17 protein-coding genes are annotated in these 19446 nt (G+C 60.4%); 2 read left to right on the top strand and 15 right to left on the bottom strand.

What is annotated here, in order from left to right:
• Positions 1-56 precede the first annotated feature (56 nt).
• Positions 57-482 carry a nucleoside triphosphatase NudI gene (nudI, locus tag HMPREF3096_RS02885; protein ID WP_023298028.1) on the top strand — a complete coding sequence of 142 codons (426 nt, stop codon included), beginning with the start codon at positions 57-59 and terminating at the stop codon, positions 480-482.
• Between the two features lie 55 nt (positions 483-537).
• Here the strand turns inward: nudI and menE are convergent, their stop codons facing one another.
• From menE to HMPREF3096_RS02850, 7 genes are all read right to left on the bottom strand, one after another.
• Positions 538-1914 carry an o-succinylbenzoate--CoA ligase gene (gene menE, locus HMPREF3096_RS02880; RefSeq protein WP_032730847.1) on the bottom strand — a complete coding sequence of 459 codons (1377 nt, stop codon included), beginning with the start codon at positions 1912-1914 and terminating at the stop codon, positions 538-540.
• Positions 1911-2876 carry an o-succinylbenzoate synthase gene (gene menC / locus HMPREF3096_RS02875; RefSeq protein ID WP_032730848.1) on the bottom strand — a complete coding sequence of 322 codons (966 nt, stop codon included), beginning with the start codon at positions 2874-2876 and terminating at the stop codon, positions 1911-1913. The genes menE and menC overlap by 4 nt, the downstream gene beginning before the upstream one ends.
• Positions 2876-3733: a 1,4-dihydroxy-2-naphthoyl-CoA synthase gene (gene menB, locus HMPREF3096_RS02870; protein ID WP_032730849.1), complete on the bottom strand. Its 858-nt coding sequence runs from the start codon at positions 3731-3733 to the stop codon at positions 2876-2878. Before menB ends, menC begins: the two co-directional genes overlap by 1 nt.
• A 14-nt stretch (positions 3734-3747) precedes the next feature.
• Positions 3748-4506, bottom strand: coding sequence for a 2-succinyl-6-hydroxy-2,4-cyclohexadiene-1-carboxylate synthase (gene menH / locus HMPREF3096_RS02865; RefSeq protein ID WP_032730850.1), 759 nt, complete (start codon positions 4504-4506; stop codon positions 3748-3750).
• Positions 4503-6173, bottom strand: coding sequence for a 2-succinyl-5-enolpyruvyl-6-hydroxy-3-cyclohexene-1-carboxylic-acid synthase (gene menD / locus HMPREF3096_RS02860; RefSeq protein WP_032730851.1), 1671 nt, complete (start codon positions 6171-6173; stop codon positions 4503-4505). The genes menH and menD overlap by 4 nt, the downstream gene beginning before the upstream one ends.
• A gap of 82 nt (positions 6174-6255) precedes the next feature.
• Positions 6256-7545, bottom strand: a complete 1290-nt coding sequence (gene menF / locus HMPREF3096_RS02855) for an isochorismate synthase MenF (protein ID WP_032730852.1) — start codon at positions 7543-7545, stop codon at positions 6256-6258.
• 135 nt (positions 7546-7680) lie between these two features.
• Entirely contained in the window at positions 7681-8142 is a 462-nt protein-coding gene (locus HMPREF3096_RS02850; RefSeq protein WP_032730853.1) for a GNAT family N-acetyltransferase, read from the bottom strand.
• A gap of 57 nt (positions 8143-8199) precedes the next feature.
• On the opposite strand from HMPREF3096_RS02850, the gene rnz reads away from it, so the two are divergent.
• Positions 8200-9120 (top strand): ribonuclease Z, encoded by a 921-nt coding sequence (gene rnz / locus HMPREF3096_RS02845; protein WP_012967513.1) that lies wholly within the window; start codon positions 8200-8202, stop codon positions 9118-9120.
• 54 nt (positions 9121-9174) lie between these two features.
• Here the strand turns inward: rnz and nuoN are convergent, their stop codons facing one another.
• The 8 genes from nuoN to nuoG form a co-directional block, all read right to left on the bottom strand.
• Positions 9175-10632, bottom strand: coding sequence for an NADH-quinone oxidoreductase subunit NuoN (gene nuoN / locus HMPREF3096_RS02840; protein WP_008803951.1), 1458 nt, complete (start codon positions 10630-10632; stop codon positions 9175-9177).
• 6 nt (positions 10633-10638) lie between these two features.
• Positions 10639-12168 carry an NADH-quinone oxidoreductase subunit M gene (gene nuoM, locus HMPREF3096_RS02835; RefSeq protein WP_008803950.1) on the bottom strand — a complete coding sequence of 510 codons (1530 nt, stop codon included), beginning with the start codon at positions 12166-12168 and terminating at the stop codon, positions 10639-10641.
• A 301-nt stretch (positions 12169-12469) separates the two neighbouring features.
• Positions 12470-14311 carry an NADH-quinone oxidoreductase subunit L gene (gene nuoL / locus HMPREF3096_RS02830; protein WP_023340571.1) on the bottom strand — a complete coding sequence of 614 codons (1842 nt, stop codon included), beginning with the start codon at positions 14309-14311 and terminating at the stop codon, positions 12470-12472.
• Positions 14308-14610, bottom strand: coding sequence for an NADH-quinone oxidoreductase subunit NuoK (gene nuoK / locus HMPREF3096_RS02825; protein WP_002913148.1), 303 nt, complete (start codon positions 14608-14610; stop codon positions 14308-14310). Before nuoK ends, nuoL begins: the two co-directional genes overlap by 4 nt.
• Positions 14607-15161, bottom strand: a complete 555-nt coding sequence (nuoJ, locus tag HMPREF3096_RS02820; RefSeq protein WP_004201743.1) for an NADH-quinone oxidoreductase subunit J — start codon at positions 15159-15161, stop codon at positions 14607-14609. The genes nuoK and nuoJ overlap by 4 nt, the downstream gene beginning before the upstream one ends.
• A gap of 10 nt (positions 15162-15171) precedes the next feature.
• A complete protein-coding gene (gene nuoI, locus HMPREF3096_RS02815) occupies positions 15172-15714 on the bottom strand; it encodes an NADH-quinone oxidoreductase subunit NuoI (RefSeq protein ID WP_008803948.1) in 543 nt (180 codons plus the stop codon).
• Between the two features lie 14 nt (positions 15715-15728).
• Positions 15729-16706, bottom strand: a complete 978-nt coding sequence (gene nuoH, locus HMPREF3096_RS02810; protein WP_002913156.1) for an NADH-quinone oxidoreductase subunit NuoH — start codon at positions 16704-16706, stop codon at positions 15729-15731.
• The gene (gene nuoG / locus HMPREF3096_RS02805) at positions 16703-19429 is read right to left on the bottom strand and encodes an NADH-quinone oxidoreductase subunit NuoG (RefSeq protein WP_008803947.1); all 2727 of its coding nucleotides are present in this window, start codon (positions 19427-19429) and stop codon (positions 16703-16705) included. Before nuoG ends, nuoH begins: the two co-directional genes overlap by 4 nt.
• Positions 19430-19446: the final 17 nt, after the last annotated feature.

Below are 19446 nucleotides of genomic sequence, written 5' to 3'. Positions count from 1 at the left end.
CGGCTCGCAAACTATTTCATCGGCATACCGCCCCATCCCTCTGAAGGAGAAAAACCGTGCGTCAAAGGACGATTGTTTGCCCGCTTATCCAGAATGAAGGCCATTATCTGCTCTGCAAAATGGCCGCCGACCGCGGGGTTTTCCCCGGGCAATGGGCCTTATCCGGCGGCGGCGTGGAGCCAGGGGAGCGTATTGAAGAGGCGCTGCGGCGGGAAATACGCGAAGAGCTTGGCGAAAAACTCATCCTTACCCATATCGCGCCGTGGAGCTTTCGCGATGATACCCGCGTCAAAACTTACCCGGATGGTCGGCAGGAAACGATCTATATGATCTACCTGATCTTCGACTGCGTCAGCGCCAATCGCGACGTGACGATCAACGAGGAGTTTGACGATTACGCCTGGGTCAAAGCAGAAGATCTCAAAAACTACGATCTCAATGCCGCCACCCGCGTTACGCTCAGCCAGAAAGGGCTACTTTAGTCCAGCATACCACGTTCAACCCACCCGGCGTTATGCCGCGGGATATGGCGGGTGGCTACGATACGGTCGCATACGTCTGCTGTCTGGCCCATTCGCGCAGCGCCTGACGGGAAATCTTAATCCCACCGTTCTTTAACGTGTCCGGCAGCCGTAGCCAACGCACTGGCTGCTGGAAGCGCGCTAACCGCTCAGCGCTCCATGTCGCCAGCGCGCTCAACTCGCAGCCGTCATCGCATTCCACCACCGCGACCGGGCGTTGACCATATTCGACATCATCCAGCGGTACAATAAACACCTGTTGTACCGCTGGATATGCGAGTATCACGCGCTCGACCTCTTCCGGTTGAATACCTTCGCCGCCGCTAAAAAAAAGATTATCCAGTCGCCCAACAACCGTCAGCCGACCATTGTGTAATTCCCCGCGATCGCGTGTTGCAAACCAGCCTTCATCATTGGTTAATGGCAATAACTGACCGTCGCGCCAGTAACCCGCCGCCATACTCGACGCCCGCAGCCAGATCTCGCCGGCGACAATTTTCACCTCCCGCCCCGGCAGCGGTTCGCCCACATCCGCCGCGCCGTCGGCCGCTTTGGCACAGACCGTGGAAGCGAACTCGGTGAGGCCGTAGCCGCAGAAACTGCGTATTCCCTGCGCGAGTGCACGCTCAGTCAATTCGACCGGGATCGCTGCGCCGCCGAGCAGCACCGCCTTGAGGGAATGCGCAGCATCATCATTCAGCAGGCGCCACAGCTGAGTCGGCACCAGCGAAGCATGGGTACAGCCCTGCAGCATCTGCGCCAGCGGTTGCTTGTCGCGCACCGTCATTCGCGCGCCGGCCAGCAGCCAGCGCCAGATGATCCCCTGCCCGGAGACATGAAACAACGGCAGCGACAGTAGCCAGTCGTCTTCTGCGGCAAACGGCATCAGCGCCAGCACGCCAGCGGCGCTGGCCAGATGGGCGCTGGCGCTATGTACCGCCGCTTTCGGCAGGCCGGTTGAGCCGGAGGTTAACGTCATCGACACCAGCCGTTCGCCATGCCAGCAAACGGCATGGACGCCTTCGGCCGCCTGCAGAGTTAACTCCGGTAAATCCCCCGGCAGCGCAGCACCATTCAGCACCAGCTGATGCTGGACGTTTAACGCAGGCAGCAGTTCCTGCAGCAACACCTCTGGCAGCTGCGGATTCAGCGGCAGCACCCGCGCCCCGCACTGCAGCAATGCCAGCCAGGCGAGTAGCGTCTCCGGCTGGTTGTAGGCCCGGAGCGCCACGCCCTGACCTTCCATAACGCCCTGCGCGGCAAAGCCGGCCGCCAGCGCGTCAACCCGCGCGCATAGCTCACGCCAGGTCAGCAGCCGATCGTTCAGGCGTAACGCCTGCGCCTCACCGCGTAACTGGCGCCAGTGGCGCCATGGCCAGTCGGAAAACATCACAGCAGCGGCTCCAGCGCATCAATGTTGATCATCGGCAGCGTACTTTCCGGCCACGGCCGTACCAGTTGCGCGCTCATCAGCGCCAGCGTATCGAGTCCGGGGATGGTCTGCGGCGTCAGCCAGGCGGCAACCCGCGCCAGCTGGGTTAACCCGAGGCTGGACTCGATTGACGAGCTAATCACCGCGCTCAGCCCCAGGGCGTGTGCCGCGGCGACCTGTTGCTGAACCTTTTGCACACTGCCGGTCAGCGTCGGTTTGATCACCACCGCGCGCACGCCGGGCTCCGCGACAAAGCGGAAATCCGCCTCGCGCAGGCTTTCATCCCAGGCGATAGCGATCCCCGTCTCGCAGCTAAAGGCCCGCGAGTCCTCCCGCGTTTTGCAGGGTTCCTCAAGAAAGGCAATGCGCTGGCGATATGCGGGATTGACGTATTTGGCGAACTGCTGCGCTTTAAGCGGCGTCCACGCCCGGTTGGCATCCAGCCGCAGCTGGAGATCGGGGATGGCTTCCAGTAGCAGATTAACCACCATGCCGTCGCGTACCGCCTCCCACAGCCCCACTTTCACCTTAGCGACTTTCTCGCCGGGCATTGCCGCCAGTTTGGCGAACAGCTCATCCGGATCGCCGGAACAGAGCGGCGCCGCGCGATAATCCGCGGCCAGCGGTAGTTCGCCGTAAAGCTCCGCCTGCGCGCAGCTAATACCAAAAGCGACAGAAGGCAGTGTGGGAAGCGGCGGTTCCGCGCCGTCGCGCCAGGCCTGCGCCCACGCCAGCAGCGCCGTTTGCGCCTCTTCCAGCGTCTCGTCACTGAATCCCGGCAGGGGAGAAATTTCCCCCCAGCCCTCCCGTTCATCCTCCTGCAGGTGGATGAACAGCCCGTCGCGGGTTTTTAACCGCCGTTCGCGCAGAACCACGCCCGCGTCCATCGGGATCTGCCAGCGGTAAACCTGCGAAACGCGCATTATGGATTCCGTTTAAATTTGCTGAAGTCCGGCTGACGTTTCTGGTTGAAGGCGTTGCGGCCTTCCTGCCCTTCTTCCGTCATGTAGAACAGCATGGTGGCGTTACCCGCCAGCTCCTGCAGACCGGCCTGGCCATCGCAGTCGGCGTTCAGCGCCGCTTTCAGGCAACGCAGCGCCATCGGGCTGTTTTGCAGCATTTCACGGCACCAGCGCACGGTCTCTTTTTCCAGATCAGCCAGCGGGACTATAGTGTTTACCAGCCCCATGTCCAGCGCCTGCTGAGCATCATACTGACGGCACAGGAACCAGATTTCGCGCGCCTTTTTCTGCCCGACGATACGCGCCATATAGGAGGCGCCCCAGCCGCCGTCAAACGAACCGACTTTAGGCCCGGTCTGGCCGAAGATGGCATTGTCCGCCGCGATGGTCAGATCGCACATCATATGCAGCACGTGGCCGCCGCCGATAGAGTAGCCGGCTACCATCGCCACCACCGGTTTCGGGCAGGTGCGGATCTGGCGCTGGAAGTCGAGCACGTTAAGGTGGTGAACGCCGGAGTCGTCCTGATAGCCGCCGTAGTCGCCGCGAACTTTCTGGTCGCCGCCGGCGCAGAAGGCTTTCTCACCTTCACCGGTCAGGACAATCACCCCGATATTGTCGTCATAGCGGGCATCCGCCAGCGCCTGAATCATCTCTTTGACGGTCAGCGGGCGGAAGGCGTTGCGTACCTGTGGGCGGTTGATGGTGATTTTGGCAATGCCGTCGGCCGATTTGTGATAGCGAATATCGGTATAGCCTTCGGAACAATCGTGCCATTCCACAGGGGCATAGAGCATTGCTTCATCAAGAGAGATCATAGAATGTCCTTCAGTTAACTTGCCAGAATCTGCGCCAGACAAGCAATCACCGCGGCGGGGTTGTCCCGGTGCGCGTTGTGTCCGGCATGGTGAATGATATGGGTATCGGCAGCGAGCGCTTGCGCGATGGCGCGAAACTTCGCGTCGCGTTCGCCACACAGGTAGTGAAAAGGAAAATCGCGCGCCTGCAGAGGCGCGCGCAGATCGGCCTGCCCGGCAAGGGAGGTTGCCTGCAGCATCGCCGCCAGCGTGGCGCCGTTATTGCGGCTACGTAAGGCGACCAATGACTCGCGCTGCGCGGCATCCAGTGAGGCAAAAACCGGCTGCTGATACCAGTCGGCAAAGACCTGCGCCAACGGATCGCGGCGAAAACGTTCTGCCCAGGCGCGGTCATTGCTGCGCCGCGCCTGCCGCGCTTCTGCATCCTGCAGGCCAGGATGGCCGCCTTCAACGACCAGGCCGCGCAGGCCCGCACGCGGCTGACAGGCGAAGTTCATCGCCACCCGGCCGCCCAGTGAGTAGCCAATCAGCCAGTAGTTAAGGATGTTGTAACTATTAAGCGTAGCCAGCAGCAGAGTATTGACCCCGGCAAAGTCCTGTACCGCGATATCCGCGGAGCCGCCGTGGCCCGGCAGATCGAGATACAGACGCGGCCAGGCGGGAAAAGCGTCGCCCACTTCACGCCACTCGTCGCGGTCGCCGGAAAACCCGTGCAGAAACACCAGCCAGGGATAACCTGACTGGCCGTTGTCGACCGCGGCGCTGAGGGTCACAGGCGGCTTACCTGCGCCAGCAGCTGCTGGAGAGTCTGCGTGCCGTCAGTCTCGTTGACCGCCAGCTCAATCACCGTCGCCCCCGCCCTGCGCCAGGCACCCGCCAGCGCCTCATCCAGCGACTGCCAGTCATCGGGACGATGATAGGCCAGGCCGAACATCGCCGCCGCGTGGCTGAAATCCACGTCCTGCGGCATTAAATAGAACTGGCGGCGCTCGTCCTGCGGCGTCGGCAGCATAGAGAAAATCTGTCCGCCGTTGTTATTCACCACGATCAGCACCAGCGGCGCCGACGCCTGGCGCAGCAGGGCCAGCGAGTTGAGATCGTATAAGGTCGACAGATCGCCGACGATCGCCAGTGTCGGCCGCGCACTGGCGCGCTGCACGCCGGCGGCGGTGGCGATTAAACCATCAATCCCGCTGGCGCCGCGGTTGCTGTAAACCGGATACCCGGCCGGTAGCTGCGCCAGGGCGTCGATCAGGCGCACCACCAGACTGTTACCGACAAACAGTTGCCCCTGCTCCGGCAGATAGCGCCGAATACGCTGCGCCAGCTGCGCTTCGCCAAAAGGCTCATTGCTGGCAACCGCCGCCTGCCACGCCTGCCCGGCAAGCTGTGGGATCACCGTCGCCCACGGCTGACGTTTTTCCGCCGGATGCAGCTCAAGCCAGCGCTCAACGCTGGCGAGCAGACGGCGGCCGCGGTGCTGCGCCGGGTCGAGGCGGCCTGGCAGATTATCCACCAGCCAGTATTCATCCGGCTCGCAGGTCGCCTGCCACTGGAGGACGCGTTTACCGGTCAGGCTGCTGCCGAGCTGCACCACGATCTGCGCCTGCGCCAGTTCGCTGACCGCTTTACCGTTGCCCAGCCACAGGTCGGCGCACGGCAACGGCTGCCCGGTCTGCGACAGGACATCGCCGATCAGCGGCCAGCCGAGAGTTTGCGCCCACTCAGCCACTTTTTTCCCTTCCGCGGCGCTCATTCTCCCCGCCACGACGACGCCGCGTTTTTGCCGCCAGAAGAACCAGTCGCGCTGCTTCTCGCTCTCTAACTGCAGCGCCTGACGCAGCCAGGGTTTATCGCTCTGCCACCAGTTGCCGAGCTGCTGCTGCCACTCCACGCCGGTCTCATCCATATCGCCATACAGCGGTTCGGCGAACGGACAGTTGATATGCACCCCGCCGGCGTGCAGCGCCCCCAGCGCCTGGTCGATGGTTGAGACCAGCCAGCGGGCAGGAATATCCTGCGAGGGACGCGGCAGAGAAATCGTCTGCGACGGATGGGAGGCAAACATTCCGGGCTGGCGGATCGCCTGGTTCGCGCCGCAGTCGATCAGCTCCGGTGGACGGTCGGCGGTCAACAGGATCAGCTTTTCGCCGGTGAGGCCCGCCTCAATCAGCGCCGGATAGAGGTTTGCGGTGGCGGTCCCGGAGGTGACTATCACCGCCACCGGCTGCCGGCTGGCCTTCGCCAGGCCGAGCGCCAGGTGGCCGAGGCCGCGTTCGTCGAAATGGGTATGATGGATAAAGGCGCGGTTTTCCGCCGCCGCCAGGGTTAAGGGTGTCGAGCGCGAACCCGGCGCGATGCAGATATGCTGCACGCCATGGCGCGTTAAAGCTTCCAGGATCACCGCCGCCCAGCGTCGGTTAAATGCGCTTACTGACATGAAATTGTCCGGTATCAAATATTGATGCTAAGTATAGATAAGGCAAAGTGACGACGTTTTGATATGCATCGTCATTCCCGCCTTATGGACACAGCAGCGAGCGCAGCCCGGCCGCTTTGTTGTCAATCTCCTGCCACTCCTGCTGCGCATCGGAGCCGCTGACGATCCCCGCTCCGGCATACAACCGCAGGGTGTCGTGGTCCACTTTCGCCGAACGCAGCGCCACGCAAAACTCGCTTTGCGCCAGCGACAGATAGCCGGCGGACCCGGCATACCATTCGCGGGCAAAGGGTTCATGGCGCTGAATGAATGCCAGCGCCGCCCGACGCGGCAGGCCGGCCACTGCGGCGGTGGGCTGCAGCTGTAGCAGACAGCGGCTGTCGTCAGGCGCCGCCAGCTCGGTCCAGATGCAGCGCCTGAGATGCTGCACCTTACGCAGCCTCACCACCTGCGGCGGCAGGACGTCCAGCGTCGAGGCCTCACTCTGCAGGCGCTGGCAGATATCCTCTACCACCAGCATGTTTTCCCGCTGGTTTTTGTCATCTTTCATCAACCAGTCGGCCAGTTGCTGCGCCTTCGCGTCTTCCTGATGGTTCGCGACGGTCCCTGCCAGCGCTTCGGTGCGCAGCAGCGCGCCGCGCCGGCGCCACAGCCGTTCCGGCGTGGAGCCGAAAAATGCCTGCCGGGCATTAAACGCCATCAGGAAATGAAAACAGTTAAGATTGCTGCGGCGGCTGGCCGCCATGATGCTCACGGCGTCCAGCGGCGCGGCAAACTGCAGGTCGGTTGCCCGCGCCAGTACCACTTTATCCATTTCACCGGCGCTAATCGCCTTAGTCGCCCGCGCAATCATTGCCTGCCATTGAGAATAGTCGGATGAGTGGCGCTCGCTCAGTAGCGGCGGGATAGCGCCAGGGGTCGCCTGAGTGGTGGTCAGACTGGCGAGAAACGCGCGGGCCGTCGCGGCATCCTCACGCAGGGAGATATCACTATGCAGCACCAGCCGCAGCACGGCCCTGCCGCCGCACCGGCGCCACTCCAGACGCGGCAGCACCAGGCTGCCCTGCTGCGGTTCAAACGCGTTCAGGCCACCGATGCGCAGATCCTGCCGCCCGGTCTGGCATAAAAAGCGGTTCGCCGCGTCGAGCGAGGAAAAGGTTTTTACCGCCCCCAGCGCCGCCAGTTCCTCATCGCCATTGCGCTGCTGCCAGTAGAACTGCGGCCACTGCGGTTGCTGGCCGCACCATAGTAGCGGATCGAAGGCATCATTCAGCGGAAAGGCAATATCGATAATTCGCGTGCCGGGCGAGTCTGGAAAAGACTCACCCAGGCCGTCTTGCAAACGGGCCAGCGCAGTGGAAACAGACAGCACGCAAACCTCCACGGTAGTAAAACCCCACATTATAAGGGGTTCGACGGCGGAATAGCAGTACCCATGACGAGGGAGCGGGTTTTATCTTACCCGCTCGCCGGGCCAAAGCAGCGTGTGGACGAGGGTGCAGAGGGGTCAGATAGCGCGCTTTTCTCGCGCCATGCCAATGTGGGGGATGCCATCCTCATCATAGACCTCGGTCACCGGCGTAAAACCGAAGTGGGCGTAAAAGGATTGCAGGTGCGCCTGCGCCCCGAGGTAAATTGCCTTTTGCGGCCAGTACTGCTGACAACTGGCCAGCGCCTGCTCCATCAGCTGATAGCCGAGCTTCTCACCGCGGGCGGCGGGGCTAACGATAACCCGGCCAATCACCACCGGCGCAAACTCCTCTTCGCTTTTGAGGATCCGCGCGTAGGCCAGCAGTTCGCCATCGCGCCAGCCGAGCAGATGGCGATTTTCACCGACCAAATCATCGCCGTCGACATCCTGATAGGCGCACTGCTGCTCCACGACAAAAACTTCACTGCGCAATTTCAGCAGCGCATACAGCTGGGGAACGGTGAGTTCACTATGGTGGAGATCCTGCCAGGTCATCATCTGTAGCTCCTTATTGATATACTGATACTTTGCGACTCGCCCTGAGGACACTGGACGATGGAATTAACTTTTTTAGGAACATCCGCCGGGGTGCCGACCCGTACGCGTAATATGACGTCGATAATACTGAATTTGCAACAGCCGACCCGCGCCGAAATGTGGTTGTTTGACTGCGGTGAAGGGACCCAGCATCAGTTTCTTCGCACGCCCTATCACCCCGGCAAACTGAATAAAATTTTCATCACTCATCTGCACGGCGACCACCTGTTCGGCCTGCCCGGCCTGTTGTGCAGCCGCTCGATGCAGGGGAACTCTCTGCCCCTCACCCTCTACGGGCCAAAAGGGCTCAAAGAGTTTGTTGAGACCGCGCTGCGTCTGAGCGGTTCGTGGACCGACTATCCGCTCACCATCATCGAAGTCGGCCCTGGTCTGGTGTTCGACGAAGAGGGCTATCGGGTCACTGCGTACCCGCTCAGTCATCCGGTGGAGTGCTACGGCTACCGCATCGAACAGCATGACAAACCCGGAACGCTAGATGCCGCCCAACTGATTGCCGATGGCGTGCGTCCGGGGCCGCTGTTCCATCAGCTCAAGCTCGGCCAGCGCGTTGAGCTGGAAGATGGCCGGGTCATTGACGGCAGCCGCTATCTGGGGCCAGCGACGCCGGGTAAAACGCTGGCCATCTTTGGCGATACCGCCCCCTGCCCGCAGGCGCTGGAGATGGCTCGCGGGGCGGATGTGATGGTCCACGAAACCACCCTTGAGCAGGCGATGGCGGAGAAAGCCAATAGCCGCGGCCACTCCTCAAGCCAGCAGACCGCGGCGCTTGCCAAAGAAGCGGGGGTCGGCACGCTAATCGCTACCCACTTTAGCTCGCGCTACGATGCCGAAGGCTGTCTGAAGATGCTGGCGGAATGCCGGGAGATTTTCGCCAATACGCTATTGGCGGAAGACTTTATGGTCTACAAGATGGCGTAAAATCCGGGCATAAAAAAACCGCCATCCCGGCGGTTTTTTTATTTATAGCGCAGATTACATCAGCGGCGTCGCCAGCTGCACGATGCTAATCAGCGGCTGCGGCCAGATACCAAGCACCAGCACCAGCAGGGCAGAGATCAGCACCACGATACCGCCAGCGCTGTACTGCCAGTTCGACGGCGCATCGCGGTTCAGTTGCTCGGGTGCGCTCAGGTACAGGCTGACTGCCACTCGCAGATAGTAGTAGAGACCAATCGCTGAGCCGACAACCACTGCGGCAACCAGCCACCACAGGTGCGCATGCACACCGACGGCCAGCACGTAGAACTTACCGATAAAGCCGAGGGTCATCGGAATACCGGCCAGCGACAGCATCATCACCGTCATGACCGCTGACAGGATCGGACGGTGCCAGAACAGGCCGCGGTAGGAGAACAGCGAGTCCGCATCCGGACCGCGGTACGGGCTGGACATCAGGCTGACCACGCCGAACGCACCAAGGCTGCTGAACAGATAACCGGCCAGGTAGACGCCAACGGCTTCCATCGACATTTCGCCGCTCTGCAGGGCGATTAACGCCACCAGCAGATAGCCGAGGTGGGAGATGGAAGAGTAGCCGAGCAGACGCTTAATGTTGGTCTGGCTCAGCGCCATCAGGTTACCGAAGATGATAGAGGCGAAGGCGATCAGGCCCAGCACCACGCGTACCGCTTCGCTGTTGCCCACTGGCATGTACAGGAACAGACGCATCACCACACCGAAGATGGCGATCTTGCTGGCGGTCGCCAGGAAGGTGGAGACCGGCGCAGGCGCGCCCTGGTAAACGTCCGGCGTCCACAGATGGAACGGCACCAGCGACAGTTTAAAGCCAAGACCGACGATCATCAGACCGAGGCCCGCCAGCAGCAGCGGCTCGTGCAGCGTATTGTCCGCCAGGCTTTTACCCAGCGCGAGGAAGGACAGGTTGCCGGAGTTCGCATACACCAGCGCCATACCGAACAGCAGGAAAGACGAGGCTGCAGCGGAGAGGATAGTGTATTTGATGCTCGCTTCCAGCGAACGCTTCTGGCGGAAGGCGTAGCCGACCAGGCCGAACAGCGGTAGCGAAATCAGTTCGATACCGAGGAACAGCGCCGCCAGATGATTCGCACCGGCCAGCAGAATGCCGCCCAGCGCGGCGATCAGCACCAGCAGGTAGAACTCTTCTTTGTTGTCCTTGTAACCCTCAAGCCACGGGTAGGCGAAAGTACAGGTCGCGAGGCTCGCCAGCAGCACCAGCCCGGTGTAGAGCATGGCGTAGCCGTCAACGCGGATCATCGGCGTGACGTCCATCGCCCCGTTCTGACCAACAAACCAGAGCGAGACCAGCGCGGCGTTAAGTCCGAGAACCGACAGCGTGGCATTGAGAAAATGATTGCGTCGCCACGCAATGGAGAGCATCACAACCACCACCGTCAAGCCGACGATCAGCAGCGGTAGCAGTGCGATCAGTTGTTGTGGAGTTATTGTCATGGCGAATTACGGCCTTGTAGTAGAAACAGAATTAACAAACCACTGCTGAATGTTGCTCATCGCAGCATGCGAGGTGTCGAGGATCGGCTGCGGGAAGAAGCCCAACAGCACCAGCAGCACCACCAGCAGCAGGATGATAGACAGTTCACGCAGGGACATCCCCGGCAGCGCTTTCGCCGCGATTTCGCTTTTCGCTTTACCGAAGTAGGCGCGATGCAGCATCGACAGCGAATAAACGGAAGCGAATACCAGACCAAAGGTCGAGATAACGGTGATCACCGGCACCACTTTATAGCTGCCAAACAGGATCATAAATTCGCCGACAAAGTTACCGGTGCCCGGCATCCCCAGGGTGGCGACAGCGAAGAACATCGACATCGCCGGCAGCCATTTAATTTTGCTCCACAAACCGCCCATCTGACGCATATCGCGGGTGTGCAGACGTTCGTACAGCTGGCCGCACAGAATAAACAGACCCGCCGCGGACAGACCGTGGGCGATCATCTGGATCACCGCCCCCTGATAAGCCAGCTGGCTGCCGGTGTAGATAGCAATCAGCACGAAGCCCATGTGGGAAACGGAGGTATAAGCGATCAGACGTTTGATATCGGTCTGGGCGAAGGCCATCCACGCGCCGTAGAAGATACCGATCACGCCCAGCCACATGGCGATGGGCGCAAACTCGGCGGAGGCGTTCGGGAACAGCGGCAGCGCAAAGCGCAGCAGACCGTAGGCCGCGGTTTTCAGCAAGATGCCCGCGAGGTCGACGGAACCGGCAGTTGGCGCCTGGGAGTGGGCGTCCGGCAGCCAGCCGTGCAGCGGTACCACCGGCATTTTCACCGCGAAGGCGATGAAGAAGCCCAGCATCAGCAGGTATTCCACGCCGTGGGACATCGGCGTTTTCAGCAGATCTTCATAGTTGAAGGTCCACACGCCGGTCGCGTTGAAGTGGACGAAGGCCAGCGCCAGAATGGCGATCAGCATCACCAGACCGCTCGCCTGGGTATAAATGAAGAACTTGGTGGCCGCCGTGATACGCGTTTTACCGTCAGAGGCTTTGTGGCCCCACAGCGCGATCAGGAAGTACATCGGCACCAACATCATTTCCCAGAAGAAGAAGAACAGGAACATGTCGATGGCGAGGAACACGCCGATGACGCCGCCCAGGATCCACATCAGGTTGAGGTGGAAGAAGCCCTGGTATTTTTCGATTTCACGCCACGAACAGAGTACCGCCAGCACGCCGAGGAGACCGGTCAGCACCACCATCAGCAGCGACAGGCCGTCGATCGCCAGATGGATGCTAATGCCGAAGCGTGGGATCCACGGCAGCACGAATTCCGACTGCCATTGCGGAATACCCGCGGATTGCGTCAGAGAATAGCCGCCCTGCATCCACAGCTGCAGGCCAAGCGCCAGCGTCAGTCCCATGGTAATCAGCGCGATCCAGCGCGGCACTTTCACGCCAAAGCGTTCGGTCTGCCAGCACAGGAAGCCGCCGATAAAGGGGATTAATATCAACCAAGGCAATAACATGGTGATTTTTATTCCTTATTTAAGTCCGGTTCAGGCTATCTTACTCGTCATAGCGAACGTCGGCTGTGCTCACAATCCTCACGCATTTTAATACGCTCCGGTTGCTCCGCGCAGGCGGTGTCCACTCTGACTTCGCCGATAACGCCTGTCCTTTACGACCTGATTTTCAACGAATTCTCACAGAAAATTCACTTCGGATTGAGGCTTGTTTTGTCGGGTGACGCTAACGCTTACCCGACCTACGGTCCCGTAGGCCCGGCAAGCACCGCGCCGCCGGGCAAAACAATCCCAATCCTCAAACTCAACGCAATACCATCAGCAGCGCCAGCACCACCACCGCGCCGATGCTCATTGATGCCACATACCAGCGCAGATAACCGTTCTCGCTCACCAGCAGACCTTTGCCTGCGAAGCGGGACAGAATCGCCGGGATATTCATCAACGCATTCAGCGGATCGCTCTTCAGCAGCCAGGCAATCCCGAGGAAAGGTTTCACGAACACCTTGTCGTATAACCAGTCGAAGCCCCAGGCATGGAACCACCAGGTACCGAAGAAGCGGCCAGGCGCGCTATTGGCGATGGAAGTCACCAGGGTACGTTTACCCAGCCACAGCCATGCAGCGATCAGGATGCCGGCAATCGCAATAATCCCGGAGGCAATTTCCAGGGTCATGACACTACCGTGGGCAAGCTCAGTGGTCTGCGGCAGTACGCCCTCCAGCGGCGGCACAATCAGCGCGCCAACAAAGGTGGACAGCACCAGCAGCACGATCAGCGGCAGATGATGGGTAATCCCCTTCCCTGCATGCGCGTGAATTTGCTCTTTACCGTGGAACACGATGAAAATCATACGGAAGGTGTACAGCGAGGTCATAAAGGCGCCGACCAGGCCCGCTACCATCAGATTGATATGGCCGTTGGCCATCGCGCCCGCCAGAATCTCATCCTTACTGAAAAAGCCTGCGGTGATAAGCGGCAGAGCGGACAGCGCCGCGCCCCCCACCAGGAAGCAGACATACACCAGCGGAATGGATTTGCGCAGGCCGCCCATCTTGAAGATGTTCTGTTCGTGATGGCAGGCCAGAATGACCGAGCCAGACGACAGGAACAACAGCGCTTTAAAGAACGCGTGGGTCATCAGGTGGAAAATCGCCGCGTCCCATGCCTGCACGCCCAGCGCGAGGAACATGTAGCCAATCTGACTCATGGTCGAGTAAGCCAGCACACGTTTGATGTCGGTCTGCACCAGCGCGGCGAAGCCCGCCAGCACCAGCGTTACCGCACCAACGATACCCACCAGATGCAGCACTTCCGGCGTCATCAGGAACAGGCCGTGGGTACGGGCAATCAGGTACACGCCCGCGGTCACCATGGTGGCCGCGTGGATCAGCGCGGAGACCGGCGTCGGGCCCGCCATCGCATCGGCAAGCCACGTTTGCAGCGGCAGCTGAGCGGATTTACCGACCGCGCCGCCGAGCAGCATCAGCGTCGCCCACTGCAGCGTGGTGCTGCCGTTAGCGAAGTGCTGCGGCGCCAGCTCAACCATTTCACGGAAGTTCAGGGTACCCAGTTCGTTATAAAGAATGAACAGCGCGAAGGCGAGGAACACGTCGCCGACGCGGGTGACCACGAAGGCTTTCATCGCTGCGGCATTGTTCTTCGGATCGGTATAGTAGAAGCCGATCAGCAGGTAAGAACAGAGACCCACGCCTTCCCAACCCAGGTACATCAACAGCAGGTTATCGGCCAGCACCAGAACGACCATGCTGGCGATAAACAGGTTGGTGTAAGCGAAGAAGCGAGAGTAGCCCTCTTCGCCGCGCATGTACCAGGAGGCGAACATGTGGATCAGGAAGCCGACGCCGGTCACCACAGAGAGCATGGTCAGCGACAGGCCATCCAGCACCAGGTTGAAGCCGATGTTGAAATCACCGACCGACATCCAGTTCCACAGCGGTACGCTGACCGCCTGTTTGCCGTTAGCGAAAAAATCGACGCCAACGTACGCGGTGACCAGCGCCGCCAGGCCTACCGACCCCATGCCAACGGTGGCGGAAAGGTTTTCCGACCAGCGCCCGCGGGAGAAGGCCAGCAGCACAAAGCCAATCAATGGCAAAAGAATGGTTAAGGCAAGCATGTTCATCCACGCAACTCACTTACTGAATCGATGTTCAGGTTCTGGCGGCGACGATGGAGCTGCAGCAGCAGCGCCAGGCCGATACTCGCTTCCGCAGCCGCGAGGCTGATGGCGAGGATATACATTATCTGACCATCTGCCTGGCCCCAGTAGCTACCCGCTACCACAAAGGCCAGCGCGGCGGCGTTAATCATGATTTCCAGGCTAATCAACATAAACAGCAGATTGCGGCGGATCACCAGCCCCGTCAGACCAAGCACAAACAGGATGGCCGCGAGGATCAGTCCATGTGTTAAGGGGATCATGCGTGTTCCTCCGTTTTTCTTTTGTCGCTGTCGTTCACGCGGTTGCTCAGCACCTCGCCGGCACGCTCTTCGCGGCCGATGTGGAAGGCGACCACCAGGCCCGCCAGCAGCAGCATGGAGGCCAGCTCCACCGCCAGGACGTACGGCCCAAACAGCGCAATACCCACTTCTTTGGCGTTGATCGCCGCGCCGTCGATACCCTGGTCGTTAATACCCAGGATGGCGTAAACGATAACCACCAGCAGCACCGCGGAAAGGATGGCCGGGCCAATCCAGATCCCCGGCTGCAGCCATTTGCGTTCCTGTTCGATCTCGCTGCCGCCCAGGTTGAGCATCATCACCACAAAGACGAACAGCACCATAATGGCCCCGGCGTAGACGATGATTTCCAGCGCACCAGCAAAGTAAGCGCCCAGCGAAAAGAACACCCCGGCAATCGCCAGCAGCGAAATAATCAGGTACAGCAGCGCATGTACCGGATTGGTGTGGGTGACGACCCGCAAGGTTGCGAGGATGGCTATCAGGCCACAGATATAAAAAGCGAATTCCATTGCCCTCTCCTTACGGTAACAGGCTCTTGACGTCGATTGGCTTAGCTTCGTTTTCCGCTTCACCTTTATCTTTGCCGTCGATTGCCATACCCGCCATCCGGTAGAAGTTATATTCCGGGTATTTACCCGGACCGGAAATCAGCAGATCCTCTTTTTCGTACACCAGATCCTGACGCTTGTATTCACCCAGTTCGAAGTCCGGGGTCAACTGGATCGCCGTGGTCGGGCACGCTTCTTCGCACAGGCCGCAGAAAATGCAGCGTGAGAAGTTGATGCGGAAGAACTCCGGATACCAGCGGCCGTCTTTGGTCTCTGCTTTCTGCAGCGAGATACAGCCCACCGGGCAGGCTACCGCACACAGGTTACAGGCAACGCAGCGCTCTGCACCGTCCGGATCGCGGGTCAGCACGATGCGGCCGCGGTAGCGCGGCGGCAGATAGACCGGCTCTTCCGGATACATCCGGGTTTCACGTTTGGCGAAGGCATGCAGGCCAATCATCCAGATACTACGGACCTGGGTGCCGAACCCCACCAATAATTCTTTTAAGGTCATGTTCAATTCACCCCTTATTGCGCCTGCCAGAGAATGACAGCCGCCGTTACCAACAAGTTGACCAGCGTTAACGGCAGGCATACCTTCCAGCCAAAGGACATTACCTGGTCATAGCGCGGACGCGGTAATGATGCGCGGATCAAAATGAACATCATCATGAAGAACGCAGTTTTCAGCGCGAACCAGATGAAAGGTGGTAACCACGGGCCATTCCAGCCGCCGAAGAACAGCGTGACGATCAGCGCTGAAACGGTGACGATACCGATGTATTCACCGACGAAGAACAGACCGAATTTCATGCCGGAATATTCAATGTGGTAACCATCGGCCAGTTCCTGCTCCGCTTCCGGCTGGTCGAACGGGTGACGGTGACACACCGCCACGCCGGCGATGGCGAAAGTGACGAAGCCGAAGAACTGCGGAATGACGTTCCACAGATGCGCCTGGTTGTTGACGATATCGGTCATATTGAATGACCCCGCCTGCGCCACCACGCCCATCAGGGAGAGACCGAGAAACACTTCGTAGCTCAGGGTCTGCGCGGAAGCACGCATCGCCCCCAGCAGCGAGTATTTGTTGTTGCTCGACCAGCCGGCGAACAGCACCGCATAGACCGCCAGGCCTGCCATCATCAGGAAGAACAGGATGCCGATGTTCAGGTCAGCCACCACCCACGTCGGGCTGACCGGCACGATAGCAAAGGCCAGCAGCAGCGAGGTAAAGGCGATAACCGGCGCCAGAGTAAAGATCACGCGATCGGAGAAGCGCGGGATCCAGTCCTCTTTGAAGAACATCTTGATCATGTCGGCGACCAGCTGCAGCGAACCGCCCCAGCCGACGCGGTTAGGTCCGTAGCGGTTCTGGAACAAGCCGAGCAGACGACGCTCGCCGAAGCTCATGAACGCGCCGCAGGTGACGACCACCAGCAGAATGACCACGGCCTTCAGGATGCTTAACAGAATGTCGATAAGATCCGGCGTTAACCAGCTCATGCTTTCGCCTCCTGCAGTGAATCAATACGCGATCCGGTCAGCACCGGCGCAATGCCCGGCATGCCCATCGGTAAGCCAACCTGTCCTGCGGTCAGGCCTTCAGAGATAACCAGCGGCAGACGCAGGGTCTGGCCTTCCACGCTAAAGGAGAGCATTGCCCCCGCGTTAACGCCCAGCTTCGCGGCATCCGCCGGATTCAGCTTGATGTACGGCTCAGGCATCCGGCTCTCGAACACCGGCGCGCGCTGTGACAGCTCATCGCTACCAAACAGGTGGTAATACGGCGCGATACGCCATTTGCCCTCTTCCGCCTGGAAGCTGGCCGGCACCGCGGTGAAATACTCCAGCCCGTTGGCGGACGCTTCAAACAGTCGAACACCCGGATCGCCGTGGCGCAGTTTCCCGCCCACTTCATCCTGGAACTTGTTCCATGCCTGCGGGGAGTTCCAGCCCGGCGCCCAGGCGAACGGGATCTGCGAACGCGGGGCGGACGGCTGGTTGTTCCCTTCCATGGAGAAGGCGAACATGGTGTCTTTATCCTGCGGCTGACGCGGCTCGTGCACGCTGATGTTGGCGCGCATCGCCGTGCGGCCGCTGTAGCGGTGTGGTTCACGCGCCAGCTTCTGACCGCGGATGCGGAAGGTCGCATCCGGCGCGGCATCTTTAATGCCCGCCAGCTGCGGCAGCGCGGCAATCGCCGCATCGATGACGTGGTCCAGCTGCGTCCAGTCAACCTGACGGTTGTTGACGGTGCTGTGCAGCGAATGCAGCCAGCGCCAGCTCTCCAGCATCACGGTTTTCGCATCGTAGTAAGCCGGATCGTAAACCTGGAAGAAACGCTGGGCGCGGCCTTCGTTGTTCACCACAGTCCCGTCGCTTTCCGCAAAGCTTGCGGCAGAGAGCACCAGGTGCGCTTTGTCCATAATCGCGGTGCGCTGATGGTCAACCACCATCACCAGCGGGGCTTTCGCCAGCGCAGCGTCAACGCGCGCGGCGGAAGCATGACGGTGAAGGTCGTTTTCCAGCACGATAACCGCGTCGGCGGCGCCGCTTTCCAGTTCGTCCAGCGCCTCTTCAAGCGAGCCGCCGCCGATCATGCCCAGACCGACGCTGTTCACCGCGCGGGCGACCATGGTCACGCCGACGTCGGCGCCGCGGCCTTTCAGGGCTTTTGCGACGTTAGCGGCGGCCTGGATGATCTCCATGCTGCCAGCGTTGGTTCCGGAGATAATCAGTGGTTTTTTCGCTCCGGCCAGCGCCTGGACAATCACGTCAACCTTACCCTTCAGGTCCTGGCTCAGGCCATCAACCGCCGGCGCGCTGTCATCCAGCGCATGGGCGATAGCGAAGCCCAGACGCGCCTGATCTTCCACCGGCGCGCGGTAGGTCCACGCGGCAATGTCATCCAGGCGGGTGTCATCGATGTTGGTGACGAATAACGGGTGCTTGGCGCGCTGCCCGATGTTGAGGATCGCGGCGATCTGCCAGTCGGCTACTTTCTGCGCCGCTGCCATTTCGCGTGCTTTCCCTTTCACCGCCTGGCGGACTGCCAGGGCCACGCGCGCGCCGGTCTGGGTAATGTCTTCGCCCAGCACCAGTACCGCATCGTAGGATTCGATATCGCGCAGGCTTGGGGTATGGACCCCACCTTCACGCAGCACTTTCAGCATCATCTGCAGGCGCGCTTGTTCGCCTTTGGCGATGCCGGTATAGAAGTTGTCGGCGCCCACCAGCTCACGCAGCGCAAAGTTGCTTTCGATGCTGGCGCGCGGGGAGCCAATACCGATCACTTTCTTCGACTGGCGCAGGATATCTGCCGCGCCCTGCATCGCCTGCTCGGCGTTGAGAGTGATCAGATCGTCGCCGCGGCGCTGCACCGGCTGACGCGGACGGTCTTTCAGGTTGACATAGCCATAGCCGAAGCGACCGCGGTCGCAGAGGAAGTAGCGGTTAACGGTCCCGTTATAGCGGTTTTCGATACGACGCAGCTCGCCATAGCGTTCGCCCGGGCTGATGTTGCAGCCGATGGAACACTGCTGGCAGATGCTCGGCGCAAACTGCATGTCCCACTTACGGTTGTAACGCTCGGAGTGCGTTTTGTCGGTGAAGACGCCGGTCGGGCAGACTTCCACCAGGTTGCCGGAGAACTCGCTTTCCAGGGTGCCATCTTCCGGGCGACCGAAGTAGACGTTGTCGTGCGCGCCATAGACGCCCAGGTCGGTGCCGTCGGCATAATCTTTGTAGTAGCGCACGCAGCGGTAACAGGCGATGCAGCGGTTCATTTCGTGCGAAATAAACGGCCCCAGATCCTGATTGCGGTGGGTACGCTTGGTGAAACGATAGCGGCGGAAACTATGGCCGGTCATCACCGTCATATCCTGCAGGTGGCAGTTGCCCCCTTCTTCACAGACCGGGCAGTCGTGCGGGTGGTTAGTCATCAACCACTCCACCACGCTTTCGCGGAACTGCTTCGCTTCGCCGTCGTCAATAGAAATAAAGGTGCCGTCGGATGCCGGAGTCATACAGGACATCACCAGGCGACCACGCGTGTCTTCCGCGTTCTGATATTGCTTCACCGCACACTGGCGGCAAGCACCGACGCTCCCTAGCGCCGGGTGCCAGCAAAAGTAGGGAATATCAAGACCAAGAGAGAGACAAGCCTCTAGCAGGTTGTCCGCCCCGTTGACCTCGTATTCTTTGCCGTCTACATGAATCGTAGCCATTTGCGTGCTTCCAAAAA

The organism is Klebsiella sp. HMSC25G12 (genome assembly GCF_001807705.1).
Classification (GTDB): Bacteria; Pseudomonadota; Gammaproteobacteria; order Enterobacterales; family Enterobacteriaceae; genus Klebsiella; species Klebsiella variicola.
Note: the sequence above shows the minus strand (reverse complement) of the source record. Positions and strands in the feature narration are given on the sequence as shown.